Source organism: Salegentibacter flavus (genome assembly GCF_900115145.1).
GTDB lineage: Bacteria > Bacteroidota > Bacteroidia > Flavobacteriales > Flavobacteriaceae > Salegentibacter > Salegentibacter flavus.
Genome location: NZ_FOVL01000006.1, coordinates 1 through 22,030, shown reverse-complemented (window position 1 = coordinate 22,030; position 22,030 = coordinate 1). Strand labels below are relative to the sequence as shown.

At 40.1% G+C, this 22,030-nt stretch carries 13 protein-coding genes; 6 read left to right on the top strand and 7 right to left on the bottom strand.

The genetic code is table 11. The annotated features are described in order from the left end of the window. Window positions 1–7: 7 nt before the first annotated feature. The 5 genes from BM266_RS06220 to BM266_RS06200 form a co-directional block, all read right to left on the bottom strand. Window positions 8–3,052 (bottom strand): SusC/RagA family TonB-linked outer membrane protein, encoded by a 3,045-nt coding sequence (locus BM266_RS06220; protein ID WP_175494765.1) that lies wholly within the window; start codon window positions 3,050–3,052, stop codon window positions 8–10. A gap of 16 nt (window positions 3,053–3,068) precedes the next feature. Then, window positions 3,069–5,258, bottom strand: a complete 2,190-nt coding sequence (locus BM266_RS06215; RefSeq protein ID WP_175494764.1) for a glycoside hydrolase family 32 protein — start codon at window positions 5,256–5,258, stop codon at window positions 3,069–3,071. Window positions 5,259–5,331: 73 nt separating this feature from the next. Further along, complete coding sequence (locus BM266_RS06210; protein ID WP_093407262.1) at window positions 5,332–6,936, bottom strand: glycoside hydrolase family 32 protein; 1,605 nt, start codon at window positions 6,934–6,936, stop codon at window positions 5,332–5,334. Window positions 6,937–6,950: 14 nt separating this feature from the next. Continuing rightward, entirely contained in the window at window positions 6,951–8,297 is a 1,347-nt protein-coding gene (locus BM266_RS06205; protein ID WP_093407259.1) for a sugar porter family MFS transporter, read from the bottom strand. Between the two features lie 240 nt (window positions 8,298–8,537). After that, on the bottom strand, window positions 8,538–11,249 hold the full coding sequence (locus BM266_RS06200) for a substrate-binding domain-containing protein (RefSeq protein WP_093407257.1): 2,712 nt from the start codon (window positions 11,247–11,249) through the stop codon (window positions 8,538–8,540). A gap of 512 nt (window positions 11,250–11,761) precedes the next feature. On the opposite strand from BM266_RS06200, the gene BM266_RS06195 reads away from it, so the two are divergent. The 4 genes from BM266_RS06195 (at window position 11,762) to BM266_RS06180 (ending at window position 15,515) form a co-directional block, all read left to right on the top strand. Continuing rightward, complete coding sequence (locus BM266_RS06195) at window positions 11,762–12,313, top strand: DUF3347 domain-containing protein (protein ID WP_093407254.1); 552 nt, start codon at window positions 11,762–11,764, stop codon at window positions 12,311–12,313. A gap of 3 nt (window positions 12,314–12,316) precedes the next feature. Beyond that, the gene (locus BM266_RS06190; protein WP_093407251.1) at window positions 12,317–12,778 is read left to right on the top strand and encodes a DUF305 domain-containing protein; all 462 of its coding nucleotides are present in this window, start codon (window positions 12,317–12,319) and stop codon (window positions 12,776–12,778) included. A 142-nt stretch (window positions 12,779–12,920) separates the two neighbouring features. Further along, on the top strand, window positions 12,921–13,115 hold the full coding sequence (locus BM266_RS06185; RefSeq protein WP_093407250.1) for an SHOCT domain-containing protein: 195 nt from the start codon (window positions 12,921–12,923) through the stop codon (window positions 13,113–13,115). Between the two features lie 69 nt (window positions 13,116–13,184). After that, window positions 13,185–15,515, top strand: a complete 2,331-nt coding sequence (locus tag BM266_RS06180) for a multicopper oxidase domain-containing protein (protein WP_093407247.1) — start codon at window positions 13,185–13,187, stop codon at window positions 15,513–15,515. A 166-nt stretch (window positions 15,516–15,681) separates the two neighbouring features. On the opposite strand, the gene BM266_RS06175 is transcribed toward BM266_RS06180, so the two are convergent. Further along, the gene (locus BM266_RS06175) at window positions 15,682–17,472 is read right to left on the bottom strand and encodes an SLC13 family permease (protein ID WP_093407245.1); all 1,791 of its coding nucleotides are present in this window, start codon (window positions 17,470–17,472) and stop codon (window positions 15,682–15,684) included. 1,384 nt (window positions 17,473–18,856) lie between these two features. Beyond that, window positions 18,857–19,465, bottom strand: a complete 609-nt coding sequence (locus BM266_RS06165) for a hypothetical protein (protein ID WP_093407240.1) — start codon at window positions 19,463–19,465, stop codon at window positions 18,857–18,859. A 392-nt stretch (window positions 19,466–19,857) separates the two neighbouring features. On the opposite strand from BM266_RS06165, the gene BM266_RS06160 reads away from it, so the two are divergent. Together BM266_RS06160 and BM266_RS06155 are read left to right on the top strand one after the other, a co-directional pair. After that, window positions 19,858–20,613, top strand: coding sequence for a tyrosine-type recombinase/integrase (locus BM266_RS06160; protein WP_093407237.1), 756 nt, complete (start codon window positions 19,858–19,860; stop codon window positions 20,611–20,613). Between the two features lie 2 nt (window positions 20,614–20,615). Continuing rightward, window positions 20,616–21,743, top strand: coding sequence for an IS91 family transposase (locus BM266_RS06155; RefSeq protein ID WP_093407235.1), 1,128 nt, complete (start codon window positions 20,616–20,618; stop codon window positions 21,741–21,743). The last annotated feature ends 287 nt before the right edge of the window (window positions 21,744–22,030 follow it).

Here is a 22,030-nt window from a genome sequence, read left to right as displayed (position 1 = left end):
GATGGAATTAAAAATTTGTAGATACGCCAAAACTCACAGTTTTGGTATGCGGGATGCCATAACCAGCTATCCCAATTCCTCCGGCTCCTAAACCTGATACTTCGTAATCAAAACCTGAAAAAGAAGTAAAATCAACCAGGTTTTGGCCCGATAAATAAAATCTTAAGTTCGATAAGCCTAACTGCCCGGTGATATCTTCTGAAAAAGTATAACCTACAGTTATATTTTTTAATCTGAAATAAGAACCGTCTTCAACAAAATAACTGGAAGGCTGAATTTCGTTATTCGAATTATTTGTACTTAAAGCAGGAATATTGGAATTCGCTCTTTCAGGTGTCCAGGCATCCAAAGTGTTTTGCCCGAAATTGAAACTGAAATATGTAAAATCTCCCAGGTTTCTTTGGGTATTGTAAATATCATGACCTTGTTTTCCATCAAAATAAGCACTTAGGTCAAAACCTTTGTAGGCTGCGTTTAAGTTTAGCCCATAGATGAAATCAGGATGTGGGTTTCCAATTATTGTCCTGTCATTGTTGTCTATCACCCCATCATTATTAAGATCTTTATATCTTATTCTTCCCAGGTCTTTTCCAGATTGGCGGGCATGAACAGCGACCTCTTCAGGAGTTCTAAAGATGCCGTCGGCAATAAGACCGTAGAAAGAAGCAATTGGGGAACCTTTTTGGGTTATGGCAACCGCACTGTTTAACAGAAAGTTATTATCGGTATCTAAAGACTCTACATTGTTTTTATAATGTGAGAAATTAAGATCGGCGCCAAAAGTGAAATTTTTGTCTCTTTTACTCTGAAAGCTCAAAACACTTTCAAACCCAATATTGGAAACTTCTCCGGCATTAATTGTTGGCGGATCAGATTCTCCGGTTATCGCCTGTGCAATAGGTTGGAGTATTAAATTATTGGTTCGTTTATCAAAAAAATCAGCAGAAAGAGAAAGCCTGTTCATAAAAAAGCCAACATCAAAACCGACGTTATACTGGGTAGTTTCTTCCCATTGAATATCGGGATTAGCCTGTCTTGCCTGTAAAATACCATTTTGAGTGCCATAACCATCCCCCACAATATCGTAATCTGAAAACTCAATTACATTGCCTACACTATTATTAAGAAAGGCACTAAGGAAAAGGTAGTTACCAATAAGGTCGTTTCCATTAACACCCCAGGAACCTCTGAATTTAAGGTTAGAAATCGTTTCAGAATCTATGAGAAATTCTTCATTCGAGACATTCCAGGCAACTGATGCTGCCGGAAAAATACCAAATCTATTGTTCGGACCAAACCTGGAGGAACCGTCCCGGCGAATACTTCCGGAAATAATGTAACGATTATCAAAAATATATTTTAAAGATCCAAACTGTGATTGCTTCCGGTATTCAATAGCACCTCGAAGGGTTTGAAATTCAGCATCGGTTCTTACGATGTAATTCGGGTAATCCGTAATATCCACACCTCTGATTCTTTCATTAAGAAAATCTTCATCTTCTCTTGTAAACTCTATCCCCCCCAGAACATTAAAACGATGTTTATCATACTCAAACTCATAGGAAAGCAAATTGGTGAAAATGGTTTTAAAGAATTCATTTTCTACCTGGTCTACATCTATGTTTCTAAAAACACTTGGGATCTGGTTCATTTGTACAAAAGGCTGAGTGCGGGTATCGAAATTATGCCGCACATAATCGAAGTTTATGGAAGTATTAAAATTTAATCCTTCCAGAATCTCAAAGTTGGCATAAACATTACCTAAAAATCTATTATTACGTTGTTGATTTTTTCGGTTTGCCCAAAGATTGGCCAGGGAGTTAGCTTTATCCTGTATTACAGGTGCCATATAGCTTCCACTTTCAGTATAAACCGGTAAAAGAGGATTTTGCAGGATCGCATTTTCAAATTCATTGGCCTGTACTTCATTAAAATTGGAATAAAGAAAATTCTCACCTACAGTTATACGGTCATTCCAGAGTTTAAAGGTGGTGTTTAACCTTGCATTAAACCTGTCGTAATAAGTATATTTCTGAATCCCATTATCCTTGGTATAATTAACACCGGTGAATAGCTGTATGTTCTCATCTCCGAAGCGATAATTGGCATCAGTATTATAGGAGAAGGAATTATCAATAATTACGTCTACCCAATCGGTATCGGAAGCACGTAATAATTGTTCCTCATCAAGAAATTCAGGAATATCAAAACCACTTCCGTTATCGGTAAGCATATTATAATTTCCTGAAATTCCGTCATTGGTACGTGCCTGGTAATAAACATCGGCCCACTGCCTTGCATTTAATACATCTATGTCATCTCTTAGCATGTTTAAAGTAGTTTCCGACTTAACTGAAAATTCAGACATTCCTTCCTTTCCTTTTTTCGTGGTAACTACAATTACTCCGTTTGCGGCAGAGGTTCCATACAAAGCGGCTGAGGCCCCGTCTTTTAGTACCTGGATACTCTCAATTTCATCCGGATTCAGGGAAGAAGGATTAAAAGTTTGCACCCCATCTATTACCCAAAGTGGGCTCGAACCTGAATTTACGGTAGTTAATCCTCGAATTAAGATCTGGGAATCATTACCTCCCGGTGTCCCGCCCGAATTTATCTGGATCCCAGGCACCCGTCCTTGCAGAGAGGTTAGAATATTGGGACTGAATTCCTGGGAAAGTTCAGAAACATCTACCACTGTAATTGCTCCGGCAATGTCAGATTTCCTTTCCGCAGTATATCCGGTCACAATTACTTCGTCCAGTTGAGACACATCCTCCTGCAATACTATATTATAGGTATTGCGATTATCGATGGGCACTTCCTGAGTGAGGTATCCAATAAAGGAAATCACAAGGGTTTCACCATCATTTACGGTTAATTCAAAATTTCCGTCAAAATCGGTCATCGTTCCCCGGTTGGTATCTTTGATCAATACACTGGCGCCGGGCACTGTTAAACCAGTTTCATCGGTTACAGTTCCGGAGATCTGCCTGTCCTGGGCAAACCCGTAAAGGGAACAAAATAGAGTTAATATTAAAATATAATTTTTCATATATGAGCTGGCTGGTTTAATTGTTTTCAATTTCATAAATGGTAACATCGGCAGAGGCAGATCCTCCTTCAACAAAAAGATCAACACCATTGGCATCAGTACTTTCCGGGAAGAATCTTCCTGTAAAGTGTGATTCCCCATCAATAAATACTTCCAATACAGATCCATCTACAAACACCTGCACGTCTACTGTACTTCCCTGGCTTAAGCTGAAAGAACCTCTGCGTACATCTCTTCTCACCAGGTCAGATGTTGAAGATTCTGAAGCGTCCACCACCCATTCCTGTGTGGTAAAATCGTAGTACACCCTGTATTCCTCACCACTGGTTTCAGATTTTCCAAAGACGAAACCAAATTTGCTGGCAGTGCCGGTATCGAAAGTGGCATTCATTTCAAAATGTTTTCCGTTGAAGTCTATATTATCTTCCTGTCCAGCTTCAAGATTAACATTACCAATATTCACCTGTTCTCCACGGTAATCAACTAAGTGTGGATGAGGTTCAATTAATATGGTTCCTTCGTCGTCTAAGGTCCACACCTGCGGAATGCTGAATAAATGAGCATAGCCCTGTTGCTGCTGAAATTCCGGCGAAACTTCATCGGGAATAATCCCTATAGCTGTTGTTCTGCCATCTGCATCAATAGCTACTGCCGGCGAAAGGAAACCATTTACTACCTCCAGGTATTTAGGAGCTTCAAATTCGGGGATAAACTCACCATCTTCGAAACTACCGGTCCAGTAAAAAGTGATTGCCGGAGAAGTATTATCTGGTGTTTTCTGAACGAGGAGAATAAATCTTCCGTCAGAAACTTCATGTAATACAGGCATTTCCCAGAATTCACCCTGGCCCTGATTGATATCTCCCTGAAACAGGATTCCCTCATAAGTCCAGTCTTCAAAGTCTTCGCTGGTATAATAAACCACGTTTCCTCCTTCTGCAGCAATTCCGCTTCCTATGATCATATGGTATAAACCGTCTTTATGAATTACATAAGGATCGCGAAAATCAAGGTCCACCTCTTCCGGGGCAGCGGGAATAAGCGGGTTATTAGGATTTTTCTCTAAGGTTTGGTAATTATCTGAAGAAAATGCAGACCCCATTCCGGCACGATTCCCGTCTACACCGGTATAAATCACGGCAGGAGTGCCATCTTCCAGAATTATAGCGTCACCAGACCATATTCCGGCCTGGTCCCATCCTTCAGTAGGCCATAAAACAGCATCCTGTTCTTCCCAGTCTACGAGATCAGGGCTGGTTAAGTGTCCCCAGTTTTGTTGCGCAATTCCCAGGAAAACTTCATTTTTCTGAAAGAACATATGGTAGGTTCCGTCAAGATACACCAGGCCGTAAGATTCATTTGTCCATCCATAATCGGGGATAGGGTGATAGATTGGTCTATGTGGATCTCCGGAATAATCGATTCCTAAATTATAATCTACCTCTCCGGGAGTACCATACTGCCCGCCAATAAATTCGGCAACTGCAGGAGTGGCACTTCCGGAGTACACCTGGATCTCATCGAGAGCCCCGGAATAGAAATCAATTTCAAAATCGCCCAGAGATTCACCCATGGTGTTTTTCCCTATACTGAAAGAGGTACTACCAGAGGGCCAGGTAAGCGACCCTGATGGGGCACTACCAGAGGTTATTTGTTCATTGTTAAGGTAAATATCTACCGATTGGGTAGCAGGGCTAATTCCAACAATGATGTGGCTCCACTGGTTCCTTGGGATACTTGTTGTACTCACGGTCTCCTCAAAAGAGCCGTTTATAAAATACTGCACTACAATCTTTCCGAAAGTATTAAGACCTACCATGATACCTGTCTCAGAACCCTCTGACGTCATGGCTAGCATTGCTGCGGTTCCCACAGGAAAAGATCTAGGGGAAGCCCAAAGCGAAATGGTTACTTCGTCATCCGGAAGCAGATTCGTATCAATTTCGCCGTTTATTTCATTGCTTAATCCGTCAAAGAACAAAGCATTTCCCGATATCCCTTCCATTCGGTTTACCGATTTTCCTTCAATAGGGAAAGTCTCCCCGGTTGAGGTTTCTGTAACGGAATCGTCAGATGGTTCATCAAAATTAAATTCCAGTAGTTTTTCGATTCTTAGGCTATCGATTTCGTCAACAAAAACAACATCGTCATCATAGCAGGAAGCAAACAAAGTGCTGGCTAAGAATATTTGTAAGAGAAAAATCATTTTTTTCATGGGTTAAAAATGTGTGATTAATAAAGGGTCATTCGCAGTAACCTATTGGTTCTGGTAACAGGAGTTATTCCTGATTATGTTTTAATTGGTTTATTTTGAAATCGGATATTTTAAAACTCTGATCACTTTCTGCCGAAAAATTCTTAAAGGCCTGTTGTGGGAAAAAGATCTCAGTCATAACTGTCTGGCCTTCGTCAAAGAACAGCTCAATAGACATATTATCTGTTATTGCACGTACTTTGAGGTTTTTAGACTCGGAAAGTCTCGGGGCCGAAGAAATCTTATCCCCAAAATTATCGTTGAAATCAACCAGGCCGGAATTACTTCTATCGATAAAAAATTCTTCCTTCCCGTGGTCGTAACCAAACTTTAAAACATCTCCTTTATCATTGCTAAGAGAGAATGTGTATTGCTGGTTCTGCTGCAGTTGCGGGATTTCAAAAAGAATTTCGGCCTTGCTTAGATCCAGATCTGCTGAAGTGGCCAGGCTGGTGCTGTCCTCAATCTCAACCGAACTTTCTGAAATCCTTTCTGAACTATATTCGTTAAGTTCACGAACCGGTGTTGAAACAATTCGGTAAGTGTTCTCCTGTTGAGTAAGGTTTAGATCCCGAGGAAGGGTCATGGCACTTCTCCAGGTTTCGGTAGGAACTTCATTGGCGTACTGCCAGTTAGACATCCAACCGATAAAAAGATGGCGACCATCCTCTTCCGGAATATTTGACCAGGTTACCCCGGCATAGTTGTCTTTTCCAAAGTCTATCCAGTAGTCGTGCTCTTCTCCAAGATCTGCAATAGATTCATCGGGAGTAAATGTGGATCCATCAAAATCACCTACGAAATACTGGGTGGCAGAACCGCCGTTTGGTCCACCGGGATTAATGCTTACCAGAAGCACCCATTTTTCTTCCTCCGTGTCCTCTACTTGCATTGGAAACAAATCAGGACATTCCCAAACTCCCCCATGGCCACCCAGAGCCTGACCAAAATCACTCTCATGCTGCCAGTCTAAAAGGTTAGATGAAGAATAGAAGCTAATATGATCCTGGACTGCTAGTGACATGATCCATTTATTTTCTTCTTCATACCATATTACTTTCGGATCTCTAAAATCCCTGATCCCCGGGTTGTCCAGGACAGGATTTTCTTCATATTTGGTCCAGGTTTTTCCTGCATCAAGGCTATAGGCGATTCCCTGGGTTTGAAAATCATCTTCTCCCTCTTGCTCTCTATCAGCATCGTGATAGGTGAAAATGGCAATAACCGGAGGGGTTTCGCCATCTCCCAGACCGGAGGTATTTTCGTGGTCTACAACAGCACTTCCCGAGAAAATAGTTCCGTGTTCATCGGGCTCCAGGGCAATAGGCTGCTCCTCCCAGTTTATCATATCAGTGCTGGTGGCATGGCCCCAGTGCATAGGTCCCCAAACATTATCATCGGGATTATGCTGAAAAAATAAATGATAAGTCCCGTCGAGGTAAAACATGCCGTTAGGGTCATTCATCCATCCGGATTTTGGTGTGAAGTGGAAATCCGGACGAAAATCTTCGTCGGCCTGCACTACGGTATCATTTTCTGAAGGAGACTTTTCTGTTTCACGATCCTTACAGGACGTAAAAAGAATACTCCCCAGGAAAAAGAAAAGTAAAGTTTGATAAATATATTTCATGACTTCTGGTTTGATTAATGATTTTTATATGAAAGTTCACCGGTATCCTTTAATGCCAGTTCTTCGCTTAGTTCTTCAAGGGATTTCCCTTTTGTCTCCGGCATCATGAAGATGACGAAGAGTAGTTGCAACACCATCATAAAGGCGAAAAAGGCGAAAACATACCCAGCTCCTATAGTGGCAAACAAAAAGGGTATAGAAGAAGGTATTATCGCAGCCAGCACCCAATGTGTTGAAGAGCCAAAAGCCTGTCCCGAGGCGCGTAAATGATTAGGGAAAATTTCAGAAATAAAAACCCAGATCACCGCGCCCTGGCCAATGGCGTGTGCCGCTATAAACAGGAAGAGGAATATTGGCACCCATAGCCCGCCCCAATTAAGGAAAAAAGCGGCTGCCACTAGTGAAAGGGAAATGATATAGCCTATAGAACCAATAAACATTAACTGTTTTCTTCCCAGTCTGTCGATTAGAAAAACGCCTAATAAAGTAAATAGCAGATTCACCACACCTATTCCAATACTGCTTAAAAGAGCTGTACTTGCGCCGAGACCGGCTTCTTCAAAAATTCTTGGTGCATAATAAAGGAAGGCATTTATTCCCGAAAGCTGGTTGAAAAACGCTACCAAAAATGCCAGAATGAGCGGAAACCGGTATTTTTTCATGAAGATGTTCTCACCCGAAACTTTGGTCTCAGACTGCTGTTTTATCTCCTGCATCTTCGTCTCAAGGTCAGTTTCTGGATTTATTTTTTGCAGAATGTTAGCAGCCTCAGCATTTTTAGATTTTGAGATAAGCCACCTGGGGCTTTTGGGAATAAACAAGACAAAAAGGAAGTAAATAAAAGCCGGAACTGCTTCAATCCCAACCATCCAACGCCAGGGTTGTTCGCCGGTATTTCTTAGTAAATAATTAGAAAGAAAAGCGATTAAAATTCCTAAAACTATATTGAACTGGTACATAGAAACCAGTCTGCCACGGTGTTTGGCCGGCGCGATTTCAGAAATATAAGTGGGTGCTGCAATAGTGGAAGCACCTACTCCCAAACCACCGATAAAACGTAAAGCAGCAAAAGTTATAGGATCATTGGCAAGGGCTGATCCAAGTGCCGAAATAAAATATAGCACTCCTATTATTAAAAGGGTGTTTTTTCTCCCAAATTTATTGGTGGGAATCCCACCAAAAATAGCGCCTATAACAGTGCCCCACAAGGCCATAGCCATCACCACCGAGCCGTGAAAGGCATCGGAGGTTCCCCAAAGTGTCTGAAGTTGTTTATCGGCTCCAGAGATCACCACGGTATCAAATCCAAATAAAAAACCGGCTAAAGCTGCACTAATCGACCAGGCGAAAATCTTGTTCATATCACATTTTAATTAAGATGTAACTAAAATATGTTTAAAAAGAGAGGCGCCCTTTTAAGTTTATCTCAAAAGCTTATAAAAATGTTAATTGAATGCAAAATATCTGTTAAGTCTCTATATAACAAGTTTTTGAAGGCTTTTATTATAGTTGGCTAAAACGTTGTAGTTTTAATTATGATACTTAAATTCTAATGAGGATACAATAAAACGGTTTGAAGCGAAAACCTTTGCGAAGAAATTTTACTTTCTGAATTGCTTGGGACTCTCTCCATATTTGTTTTTGAAACTTGTGGAGAAATAACCCGGTGATGAGAAACCAACAGAATAAGCTATTTCTGAAATATTAAGGCTTGTATCCTGAAGCAAATGCCTGGCTTTTCTTAAGCGCTGTTCATTAATATATTCACTTATGCTCATATCCAGCAAAGCCTTAACTTTCCGGTAAAGCTGAACCCTGGAAATTTTGAGAAGCCGGGCCAATTCCTCAACACTGAAATCGGGGTCTTTTAAATTATTCTGAATATGTTCATTTAGTTCCTTGAGGAATTGCTGTTCAGAATCTTCAAAGTTTTCGTCGGCTATCCTATCAATCCTATTCGTATAGTAATACCTTAATTTTTCACGATTATAAAGTGCCGTACGCAGGGATTCCAGGAGGATTTCAAAGTTAAAGGGTTTAGTGATATAGGCATCGGCTCCAGCTTTCAGGGCTTTTAAGCGGGATTCCTCATCATTAAGAGCAGTAAGAATAATGGTAGGAATATGGGAAGTGCGCAGGTCATTTTTGAGTTCCCTTGAAATTTCAAAGCCCGATTTCTCAGGAAGGTTTAAATCACAAATTATGATATCAGGAATAAGGTCCAGTGCCATTTCTACCGCTTTTCTTCCGTCAGATAAATATACCTTATACCGATTACTGAATTTCTTAGATAAGAGGTGAGAGAGATCGGGATTATCTTCAATGATTAAGATTGACTCAGCATTTTCCGGCAGGGTCACTTCACCAATTTCCGGCGGACTTACAGTTTCAAACTGTTTCTGATAGGTATTTCCAGGATCATTTTTTTCCACCTCGTATTCTTTGAGATGATCATCTCCTTTCAAAATAGTAATTTTAAATTCTGAACCCTGATGCGAATAAACTTCAATTTTACCTTTGTGCAACTCTATATATTGCTTACTGATATATAAACCTAAACCAGAGCTAGGCCGGGCATTATTACTCGCCTGACGAAACGGATCAAAAATCTGCTCCCACTCTTCTTTGGGAATTCCAATCCCCGAATCTTTAATTCTTATTTCCACGCTATTTTTTGTGGATTCTTCAATTTTGATTAAGATTTTTCCATTGTGAGGAGTAAACTTAAGTGCATTAGACAGGATGTTATAAAACACTTTATCCATCATATTTCTGTCTATATATACCTCGACCTCATTTCGGGGAGCTTTAAATTCAAGCTGTATAGATTTTCTTAAGGCTTCGCTTTTAAAATCCTCGTAAATATTCTGAAGAAAACCAATAATACCTGTTTTTACAGGTCTGGGTTTTAAATTTCCACTTTCCAGTTTTCTGAAATCCAGCAACTCGTCAATTAACCTGAGTAAACGTTTGGAGTTATTTACTATTAAACTGGTTTCATAGGAAAATTCCTGTATATTCTTATTTTCCCTGTCGGTGATGCTCTCTATAGAACTTATGATTAAGCTTAGAGGTGTTTTAAACTCATGAGAAAGGGCTGTAAAGAAATTGATCTTAGACTCATTGATAATTTGAAGTTTCTCCGCAAAAGTTTCGATCTGGTTACGCTGGGTCTTTATTTTTTTATTATTTATCTCCAGTTTTCTTTTGCTCTTTTTCAATTTATAAACGAGATAGCCAGCCCATAACCCAAGAATAAACAGGAGCATACTTAGGCCGATCATTACTTTTATTAGAATAGACTGTGATCTATAAGTGGCCAATTGCTGACCTATGATTTCCTGCTGTTTTTCAATATCATATTGCTGCTGATTAATTCTGTTGAACTGGTTCTGCATTATATCGACATTCACAGAATCTATAATTACCGTACTGAGAATATTATTTTTAGGGACATTTTCACCACTAAGGATACGATCGGCGAGTTTAATGGCTTCACCTCCTCCGGTAGGATACAGAATAGTAGCTGTTAAAAGCCCCTCCTTCACTAATTGGATACCTCCACTTGGTCCAAAAAGGCCATCCACACCTATAATTTTTATATCATCTTCCAAATTCCTGCTCCTGGCCACTTCCCAGGCACCAAGTGCCATCCTATCGTTATGAGCAAAAATAAAATCAGGGGTTTTGATGGAATCAAGTATATTTTCAAGTTGTTTTTTTACAGAAGCCTTTTCCCAATCCCCACGAATTTGAGAGGCTAGCTTAACTTCATTGGCATTTTGAATAACTGAAGCAAAACCTTCACTCCGTTCATAAGCGGGAGAAGACCCCTTCAATCCAGTAATTTCAACCACTTCTATTTCCCCATTTGAATGAGACAGGATGAAATTAGCCGCATTTTTACCTATCTCAACATTATCGGCTCCGATATATGAGGTATAATTACTGCCTTCTATCTTTCTATCTATTACAATAGTAGGTATACCGGTATTCATCGCCTTTTCAATCACAGGAGTGATGGGTTGTGACTGAATTGGAGAAACGATCAAAACATCTACCCCCTGTTCAATTAAGCTTTCAATTTGTTCAATTTGCCGCTGAACATCGTTTTGAGCATCCTTTATTTCCAGCTGCAGACCGGGGTGCAAAGAAGCTTCCACCTGCATAGACCTGTTCATTTGTTTACGCCAATTATCGGTAGTCATAGCCTGTGAGAAGCCTATTCTAAAACTGGTGCTTTCTGTTTCAGAAGCACAAGAACAGATAACCAGAATTAGCAATAAGAAAATTATTTTTTTGAACAGGGTCATAGGTAAGGACTTGAATAAAATTGGATTCTTAACTCTAATTATTTATATGAGCTGGTAAGATAAATTAAAATTCTTGTTTTTTTAATAAACCTACAATCCTTCCAAAAAGGAATTGGTGGAAGTGCCTATCCCCATTCAGGAATAAAGTCACTCCCAGTGATTTGAAATTCTGCCGCTGCTGTTTGTGATGGCTTCGGGATTAGAAGTAAAGACCAAAAAGAGTCTGCCCCAAATTAAGAGAAGCCTGTAAAAAAGAATCATAAGGTTCACGAATAAACCATTATAATTGTATGCTTTTCTTCTAAATTTAAAAAAACCTTGCAGCTAGCTAGCTTTTTATTATTTGATCTAAATTTTCCCAGTTAGTTTTAATCTGGCAAACCCGCCACCTTCAGTTTCAAACTTCTGATCTATGTCCAAAATATTAGTCTGATTTTTTTATGAAAACTTTAGAAAAGACTCATTTATTAAGCTATAACTTAGATTTAAACCAATCAAAATTTACGTACGTTATGAAACATATCAGAAAAATTTGGTTACTCCCCCTGTTATTTTTTGTCTTTACGGCCTGTATTGATAAAAAACAGGAACAAAGCGTAGAAGTAGATACCGCAGAAGAGATTAAAAAAAAGAAAGAGGAAATTCCTGATATCGCCAACAGTAGTTTTAAAGATGGCATGACCGGTACTGTATATCATTACTATTTAATGGTGAGAACCGCCCTGTTTAATGATGATCTGAAAACCGCTCAGGATGCTTCTGAAAATATTGCCAACAGTTTCAATGAAGACTTTCCGGAACTAAAGTCTCTTTCAGAAAAAATGGCTAAGGCCGAAGATATTGAGCAGCTAAGAAGTAGTTTTTCTGAATTTAGCATTGAGGTAGAAACGCTCTTTAAGCAGAACCTTTCTGAAGGGACCATTTATAAGCAGTTCTGTCCTATGGCCTTCAACAACAAGGGAGCATTCTGGTTCGCAGAAATCGAGGAAATCAAAAACCCTTACGGAGGGGAAAAAATGCCGAAATGTGGCAGTGTAAAAGAAATAATCAAACCAAAAAAATAAATTATGCAAAAAGGGAATTATCTAAAATTCGGACTAATGATGTTGGTCTCATTTATAGTTATGTACGGCATCATGTTCTTAAACGCCGATAAGTTTGAATACGTTATGTTAAGCACTATGCGCACCTACATGACGCTTTTAATGATCACAGCCATGGCGGTTATCATGCTCTTATTTATGCTGGGAATGTATAAAAATAAAACGCTGAATACCATTATATTAGTGGTTGCCATCGTTGGTTTTGGTTCTGTTTATTATATGATGCGAACTCAAACCGGCATTTCTGATATTCAGTATATGAAAGGGATGATCCCCCATCATGCTTCAGCTATTTTAACAAGTCAGGAAGCAGATCTAAAAGACCCCGAAACTAGAGAACTCGCCAAAGAAATTATCGAGGCCCAAAAAAGAGAGATCGCTCAGATGAAGAAAATAATTTATCGTCTCGAGAATGAGGAAAAATAAAATTAATTAATGGAAAGAGTAGCTTAAGGTTTGTTAGGGATCTTATCGAATATAAATCAATTAGTTAGCATTTCATAAACCTCAAAAATGACGAAAAGGGATTTCAATTCTGAGAAATAATAAATACTAAAATATAATAATTATGATGATGTGGTGGTGGATAATAGGTTTCGGCCTTCTTTTTTTCGTGATATTCTTTTATGCGAGTAAAAATAAAAAAGGACCAGTTGAAAAAAGACCTAAGAGTCCCATGAATATATTAGAAGAAAGGTATGCAAAAGGTGAAATAACCAAGGAGGAATTTGAAAATCAAAAAGAAACCCTCAATCAAAATTGATAAAGAGGTAAGCCTTAAAACTCACAATAAAATCAGAGTGAAATGATTAACCAGTAAAAATTAAAAATAATGAATGGAAATAGGAGGTTATGGCTATTTAGCGTATTGTTTTTTTGTGCGATCACTTTAACTTTTGGTCAGCAGGATCGTAGCGCTTCTGTGGAAGGGAACGTAGATAATTGGCCGGTTCATGAATACAATATTACCATAGATGAAGAAATGGTGAACCTTACCGGAGATTCAGTGAAAGCCATGACCATTAATGGAGGGATCCCGGGTCCCGTATTGGAATTCACCGAGGGGGAATATGCTAAAATTCATGTAACCAATAATATGGATGAGGAAACCTCAGTTCACTGGCATGGTCTTTTACTCCCCAATTTTTTTGACGGAGTTCCTTACCTTTCCACTCCCCCTATTCGTCCGGGAGAAACCTTTACCTACGAATTTGCTCTGAAACAATCAGGAACTTATTGGTACCACTCCCATACCGGATTGCAGGAACAAAGAGGGGTATATGGCGCGATCCAGATAAACCCCAAAGAACCTGAATTTGAATATGACCATGATCTGGTATTGACTCTATCAGACTGGATGGATGAAAAACCCCATAAACAACTGAAAAACCTGAAAAGGGGTAATGAATGGTATCTAATCAAAAAAGGTCAGATTCAAAGTTTAAATAAAGTATTGAAAAAGGATGCGCTTGCAGCAAAGTTAAAGATGAGCTGGCAGCGTATGCCCGATGTTGCGATATCAGATAATTACCATGATCTTTTTCTGGTGAATGGTAAACCTAAACAGGAATATCCCGAATTCAAACCGGGTGAAAAAGTTAGATTAAGGTTCGTGAATGCCTCTGCTGCTTCCTATTTCTGGTTGACTTTTGGTGTGGATCCTACTCTGATTGCTGCTGATGGATTAAATGTTGTACCCATAAAAAAGGATAAAACGCTTATTGCTGTAGCTGAAACCTACGACTTTATCGTAACGATTCCCGAAAATGGAAAATTGGAGATTAGGGCAACTTCTCAGGATGGGTCTGGGAAATCTGTAACCTATCTCGGTGAGGGGCCCATTGTGGCCGCTCCGGAAGTTCCGGAACCAGATCTTATTGAAATTATGAAGCAAATGATGTCTATGGATATGAAGATGGGGGCTCCCGCATCTAAATTCAGACCTGGTCATCAGGATTCCATAAAAGTCATGGAGAAGTATTCAATGAAAATGGATATGAATGATGAAAGTATGGATATGGAAAAGATGGATGATTCGAAAACTGATATGGAGAAGGATGCCGATGCGGATAAGAAGGAAGGAATGAAGATGGATATGGACCAAAAACCCTTGCCGGCTGAGGTGGTTATAGGCGACAATATGAAGACCGCAGGAAACCCTAAATTTAACTATGATTATTTAAGATCTCCGGAAAAAACTACTATTTCTGATGAACAGCCTCTTAAGGAAATGCTGTTCAACTTAACAGGAAATATGAACCGGTATGTATGGAGTATCAATGGGGTGCCTCTTTCGGAAACCGATAAAATTAAAATCGAACAGGGACAAAAGGTCCGGATCACCCTTAATAACCTCACCATGATGCATCACCCTATGCACCTGCATGGGCATTTCTTTAGGGTGATCAATGAACATGGTGAATATTCCCCTTTAAAACATACAGTGAATGTTGCTCCCATGCAGAAAACGGTTATAGAATTTGATGCTAATGAATATGGAGATTGGTTTTTTCATTGTCATGTTCTTTACCATTTGAATGCCGGCATGGCTAGGGCATTTAGCTATGATACCCCGCGTGATGAACGTTTAAAGGAGTTTCCTTTAACCAACCTAACTACAGAAGCCAATGAGATGTTTAGCTGGGGAGAAGTCCTGGCCGCAAGCCATATGACTGAATTGTATGCCACGGCTTCCAACATTCGAAATCAATTCACATTCCGGGGCGAATACGGATGGAATGAAAATCTGGAGGCCAGCCTTACCTATGAGCGTTATTTGAACGATTATTTTAGATTATTTGGAGGGGTAAGCGTGGAAAATGAAATGGAGGATAATCTTGACGAACTCGAGACTACGGCTATTGGAGGAATTCGATATTTACTGCCTATGTTAATTAATTCTGAGTTGCTTATAGACAACAAACTCAGGCCAAAAATTGCGCTTAGCGGAGGATTAATGGTTTTTCCCAGATTAGGTATTTTTGGGGAATATGAGTATCAAATGGATTTTGGTTGGAATACTACCTTGCCGGCCAATTCAGATTTTGAAAGCGAAGAAACCTGGCAGGCGGGTCTGGAATATGTTGCCGGGAAAAACATAAGGCTCATCGCCAGTTACGATAATCGTTTTGGCGCCGGAGCAGGTTTGTCGTGGCTTTTCTAAACTACCAGTTGTATTTTTATAAAAACTTCCCTGCTGAAAAATCCAGGGTTTGATAAGTTCCTCCTTCATTCTACCGTGAAGAGACTACAATTACTTACTAAAAGAACAAAGGTGTTCTGGCTCAAAGTCTGAAGATTTTGCAACAACGAGAGGTGACTTTTTTTAATTAAATAATGAAAAAGTAGAACAGAGTAACTGTAACGGCCAGAAATAGGATTGTCATTCCACTCCCTGCCTTTAAATAGTCAGCATTGCGATACCCACCCGATGACATCAGGAAAGCATTAACCTGGTGTGTGGGCAGAATAAAGGAGTTTGCTGCACAAACGGCAGCCATCAGCACAAGTGGCCTGGGGTCAATACCGGCTATACTTGCCATACCAATTACCAGCGGAGTCAGCACGACAATTGCCCCAACATTGGACATAAACAGTGAAAAAACGGTTGATAACACTCCGATCATCAGTATGAAGAAAACAGGGTGTAAATCAATAACTACGCTCATGATGGATTCGGCCAGGAAGGTAGCAGTCCCTGTTTTTTGCATGGCCACCCCCAAAGGAATTAATCCCGCCAGCAGAAAAACTACTTTCCATTCAATTGAATCATAGGCCTGTCCGATATTCAATACACGGGCGAGAACCATACAAAGAGCTCCGGTCAAAAAAGCCATGCTAATAGGAAAGCCGAACATTGCCAGGGTAATGGCAAATACAAAACAGCCTATTGCCGGCCAGGTTTTTGACTTGTCTTTTTTATCTACATCGAAGTCAGTGACCACAACAAAATCAGCACTTTCTTTCAAATCTTTTATATTGTCCCACCTGCCGTAAACAATCAGAGCATCACCCGTGCGGATTTCCACATCAGAAAAATCTCCTCCAACTCTTTCTCCTTTGTTGAATAGTATTACCGGCTCAACAGCGTAGCGTTTTCTGAGGGAGTATTCTCGTATACTTTTTCTGGCAAGTTCTGAATCCGGAGGAATAATTACCTCTGCAAAACCGCTTACATTAGGGTCAAAATCATCAGAGAAATTGCCCGATGAAGAGAGATTCTCAAGCTGAAAGTCTTTTGAAAACTGCTCTGTGTTCTCAGCAGAACCCAAAACGGCAAGCGTTTGCCCATTCTCAAACTTATTTTCACGCCAGGGGGCGTAAACCACATCCTCCCCTTTCCCGATGCCTAAAAGATTAATATTGTATGTTTTCCATAAGCCTGCCTCTTCTGTTGTTTTCCCGGCCAGTGAACTTTCATCGGGTACGGTCAACAGCGTGATGTTGTCTGGCAAATCAAGCTTCTCAACTAGCTTTTCCTGTTCAGTTTTTCCTGTTTCCCCACCTTTCTTCTTAGGTAAAACTTTATTTCCAAACAGCAAAAAATAACCTATGCCCGACAAGAGAAGTACAATCCCAACAGGGGTTACGCTAAATAGGTTGTAGGCTTCAAGGCCTTCATTTCTTAACAGGTCGTTTACCAGAATGAGCGGACCCGAACCAACCATGGTTAGGGTCCCCCCCAGTATGGCAGCAAATCCAATGGGCATAATAAGCGATGATGCGGGAATCTTCGTACGGCGGGAAACCTGCATGATTCCGGGCAGAAAAAGCGCAGCTGCGCCAATGTTTTGAATTAATCCCGATAGTAAACCTGCCGAAATTGAGAGTAATCCAACCAGATTTCGTTTGCGGCTGCCAGCCTTGCTAATAATAAATTTTGAAAATTCATCCATGATACCCGTTCGGGCAATGCCTCGCCCCAGTATCATCACGCTTAGCATGGCTATTACGGCATTACTCGAAAACCCGGAAAACATCTCTTGCGAATTTAAAACACCGGTCCAGCCCAGCGCCAGCATACAGCCAATAGCAACAATGTCAATACGAACTAAATCGAGTACCAGCAATATTACTGTTACACTTAGAATTATCAAAACTATAATAATATCTGATTCCATTATTTTTAGTAGAATTCTGAGAATACAATTTCAAACAATTTTGTTTGAGTTTAAGTTGCCTCTGTCTTTTCTTAGCCTTGTTCGTAACACTAACGGTAAGTTAGTAATTATTTTTTACGATTATTGTACTTCCTGCCTAATTTACGCAGGGATATTGAATCGAAAATTTTCCGGGATATACCAGCTTTACTTCCTTTTTAAAAATTTCAGAATGCTTTCAGAGAGTTTTTAAACAACTTCTGATTCAATTTATAAAAAATACGGGGCCGCATATCGGACGGTACAAGGATATAAAAAATCCGCAAGCGAATAAAAATTAGCGCATTGCGGATTATTGGTGTGACCTTTCCAGGAGTGGCTTCGCCCTTCCTTTGAGCTCCCACCTGAAAATAGAAAGTTGCCCCGCCCTTTGGGGGGGGCATTGCACCTTTTTTGTTTTCCTCCAAAGCTTTGAGCCACGCTCAGCTTTTGCGGAAAACAAAAAAGTCCGCACTCACGTGCGAACTTTCTGCTTTAAGTGACCTTGCCAGGATTCAAACCTGACAAACGCGTCCTAGAACTAGAAGGGCTTACAAAATATAATATGGCAAAAGTAACCTTTTAGCTATCTTCAATTTTGAACCTAATTATGTTTAAGTGACTTCAATTATATAAAAATACAAGTAATTTGATTGACATTAGAATTTTAGGGTTATATTTTTAAAAATAAATTCTAAGTAAATTAGGGTTAGCAAAAACGCCTAAACTTTCAATTATAGAAAGCATGGTTTCATATGTTAATCGCCAATGGATTTTCCCAAATATTCTAACTGTCAGGTATCTGTTCTCTTACCCATTCAACATATCTATCGTGTCGGAAGTCAAACCATTCCTGCCTACAACTCGATCGGTGTATAAAGTAATTAAAATTCCAGAATGGTTTTGGGGCCTTTAGAGCAGCAAGCAACTTTTTGCGATATCAAATTTCATGAGCGCCCCAACTTTACAAATTATATCCAACAGAGAACATTACTACCCTTGGTAATTTATAAGTTTTTGTATCTGAAATAAAATAGGATGAAAAGTTGTTCCTATTTTTAAAAGCAACATCAAATGGATTTTGAGCTTCTATCTCAAAAATCCAGGCACTGTTTTACCGTTCTTGAATTCTTTAAGGATCTTGGAGATCTGCTGAGGGGAAAATTTACTTTTTTTCATACTGTTTAAAATTAAGAATTATTCTACTTTTAAACAGTTCGGTTTTAAGGGAAGCTTACACAACGTCCCGTATAAAAACAGTGCGAGCTGGCGAGCTTGATTGTCCGCAGAACAATCAGGCGTTGCAAGCGAGCACGAACTTTCGATTCGCAACAGGTTTGAGCATTGTTTTTATATATTGTTATCTCTAGTTTTTATTTTTTTCAAACTCATTTATTAAAGTATTTAGGGTTTCTGACTTATTGTCCAAGTAATATCTTGACTCAAGTAATCGTACCATATTTTCTCCGTCAATAACTGTATCAATTTCAATCATATCTAATAGTATTCCTATAAGAGTGTCATTTGAACTGGAATAAGAAAACTTAATGTTATTCATATTTATTGATTCAAAATCTGTGTTTATTGAATCCTCTCTATTAAGAAGGTATAGTTGTAATCGTCTTCGAGTAATTGGGGATTCTATATTGTGAATGTAGCCAGAATGGATTTTTATTTTTCCTTTATATTCCCCATTGGTTTTGGCACTCAAGTCTAGTTCATAAAAGTTACTTTTTGTAGAATCTAATTTTCCATTGACAAAAAATTTGTTTTGATTGTAGATGGTATCTCCAAGTTCTGAGATATACACTTCCATTTGCTGCTTTTGATTTTTTTCTTCGTCTTTAATCACAATCCATTTCCGATGATAATTTATTACGTCCGATATTTTTTCGTTTTCCTCGTCATCGCTGTTTGTCCGTTCCGAATTATCATTTGCTATATGCCTACAATTTGTAATTATAAGCATTAGCATCAGCAGAAGTGATATGTTGAATGTCTTTTTCAAATTAGAGATAACGTCCCGTATAAAAACTGTGCGAGCTGCCGGGCGTGATTGTCCGCAGGACAATCCGCTGAGCAAGCGCGCAAAGAGTTTCGATTAAAGACTGATTTAAGCATTGTTTTTATATAGTGTTGAACTAAACCTAAAGGTAGCTTCAAGAGATCGCTAAATCACTATTCACTACCTTTAAGTATCTCTAATTATAATATTTAAAGTTATGAAAAAAAAGTAGTACCCTCATTGACAGGGCCTGTAATTCTGTACCTGAGTTTGATCAGCTGTACCGCAAGTTAAAACGTTCGGTAGAACTCGCCGGTAAAAGCCAAAGTACCCTTACCAACTATGCCCGCTGCCTTGCGCATATGTCCCTCCATTTTAAATGTAGTCCTCTGGACCTTGACGAGGAACAGGTTTTGGACTACCTGCACCTTTTGAAATCGCAGCGCAAAACACCATCCGACAGTTTCTTCAAGCATACGGTCTATGGTCTTCGCTATGCCTATCGAATCTCCGGGATGAAGGAAATGCGGGTTGTGCTACCCTCGATAGAACGACCCCACCAACTCCCGGTGGTACTAAGCCGTAGTGAGATTAAACAACTGCTTAAAACACCCAAACTGCTCAAACACCGCTTGGTGCTGGCGATACTCTACGGTTGTGGCCTTCGCTGTTTTGAACTTCGGAACCTTCAATTAAAAGATCTGGATTTTGATCGTAAGATGCTTCACATCCGCCAGGGCAAAGGAAGAAAAGACCGTTATGTTCCTTTATCCCAGATGCAGATTCGTGGCCTAAAAAAATATATCGCTGCAGATAATCCTACCATCTGGTGTTTTAATGGTTACGACAGGAAAGGTAATCCATCCCAGTTATCGGCAATGGGGGTACAATGGATCGTCCGGGAAGCCCGTAAACATAGCGGAATCCAAAAAGAGATCACTACCCATAGCCTTCGGCACAGCTATGCCACCCATCTTTTGGAGATGGGGTTGGATATTATTAGTGTCAAGGAACTTCTTGGACACGCAGATATCCAGACTACCCTCACCTACCTACACGTGGCACAACTCGGTAGGCAGAAGCCCTTCAGTCCTCTGGATCGGCTCTACAAGGAGTAGGCGTGAAACCTGCTGCTCACGAGGTGGCCCAGGTGCTGGAAAGGAATACGGAATCTTTATCCAACTATTGTTACAACAGCTGGCAGACAAGAACCCTGCACGCCTTGCGCAAATGCCGCACTGCTGCCCTGGGTGGCCATATCGACCGTTGTAACAACCCTTCCTGCCATAGGCTTCACCTTAGTTACAATAGTTGCCGGAACCGCCATTGTCCCAAGTGCCAGGGACATAAAAAGGAGGAATGGATCCGGGCGCGGGAAGAAGAACTCCTAAATGTGCCTTACTTCCACGTGGTCTTCACATTGCCATCAGAGCTCAACGGCTTATGCCTGTATGAACCTAAAAACATGTACGGTTTACTGTTTAAAATAGCCTGGCAGGTGATCCAGGGTTTTTCCTCCAACCATAAATTTCTGGGTGCTAAACCAGGGATGATCGCCATCCTGCATACCTGGGGACAAAACCTGTCTTTACATCCCCACTTGCATTGTATTGTTCCCGGCGGTGGTATTGCCCAAAGCGGTAAATGGAAATCTGCAAAAAGCAAAGGTAAATACCTGTTTCCTGTAAAGGCAATGAGCAAAGTCTTCAGGGCACGTTTTGTGGCTGCACTCCGGAAAATCCTGAAAAAGGAACAGCCTTCTGAATTCTATGAGAGCCTGTTTAAAAATGATTGGGTAGTCTATTGCAAACGTCCCTTTTTAGGTCCCGCCCAGGTGGTGGAATATCTTGGCCGTTATACCCATAAGATCGCCATCAGTAACCATCGGATAAAAAACCTGGATAATGAAGGCGTTACATTTGCTGTAAAGGACTACCGCCACGGGGGAAGAAAATCCTTACTACGTTTATCCGATGCAGAGTTCATCAGGCGGTTCGCACTTCACGTACTCCCTAAAGGCTTTGTTCGCATCCGACATTACGGGATCTTGAGTTCCTACCACAAGAAAATCACGCTTACCCAGCTACGGCAAAGCCTGGGACGGGTACAACTCGAAAAACGAAAACCATTACAACACCGGCTGTGCCCGGTGTGCAAGAAAGGAAAATTGGTGACCCTTACTACTTTTACGGCACGAGGCCCACCTGGATACTGGATGGAAAAACTAAGAAAACAATCAAATAAATGAGTATAAAAAAACGATCCTTCAATGCGTAACAGGAAACCTATGGCCTAAAACGATCAAAATAGCATGAAATACCAAAAGTGCTATGGAAAACATTGCAAAAAGGAGTTGCACCTTCCCTCAATAATCAAAATCTGAAATCCAGGAAAGAGGTTTCAGTCTTCTACTCTAAAAAATCAATCTCTCAAAAACAGGCTAATCCCCATATATAATTAACCAGCAAAGAACCGGTTTAGTCAACAGTGCGTTCATGTTCGGCCGTACCGGCCACACGAACGCTTAGTTATTGT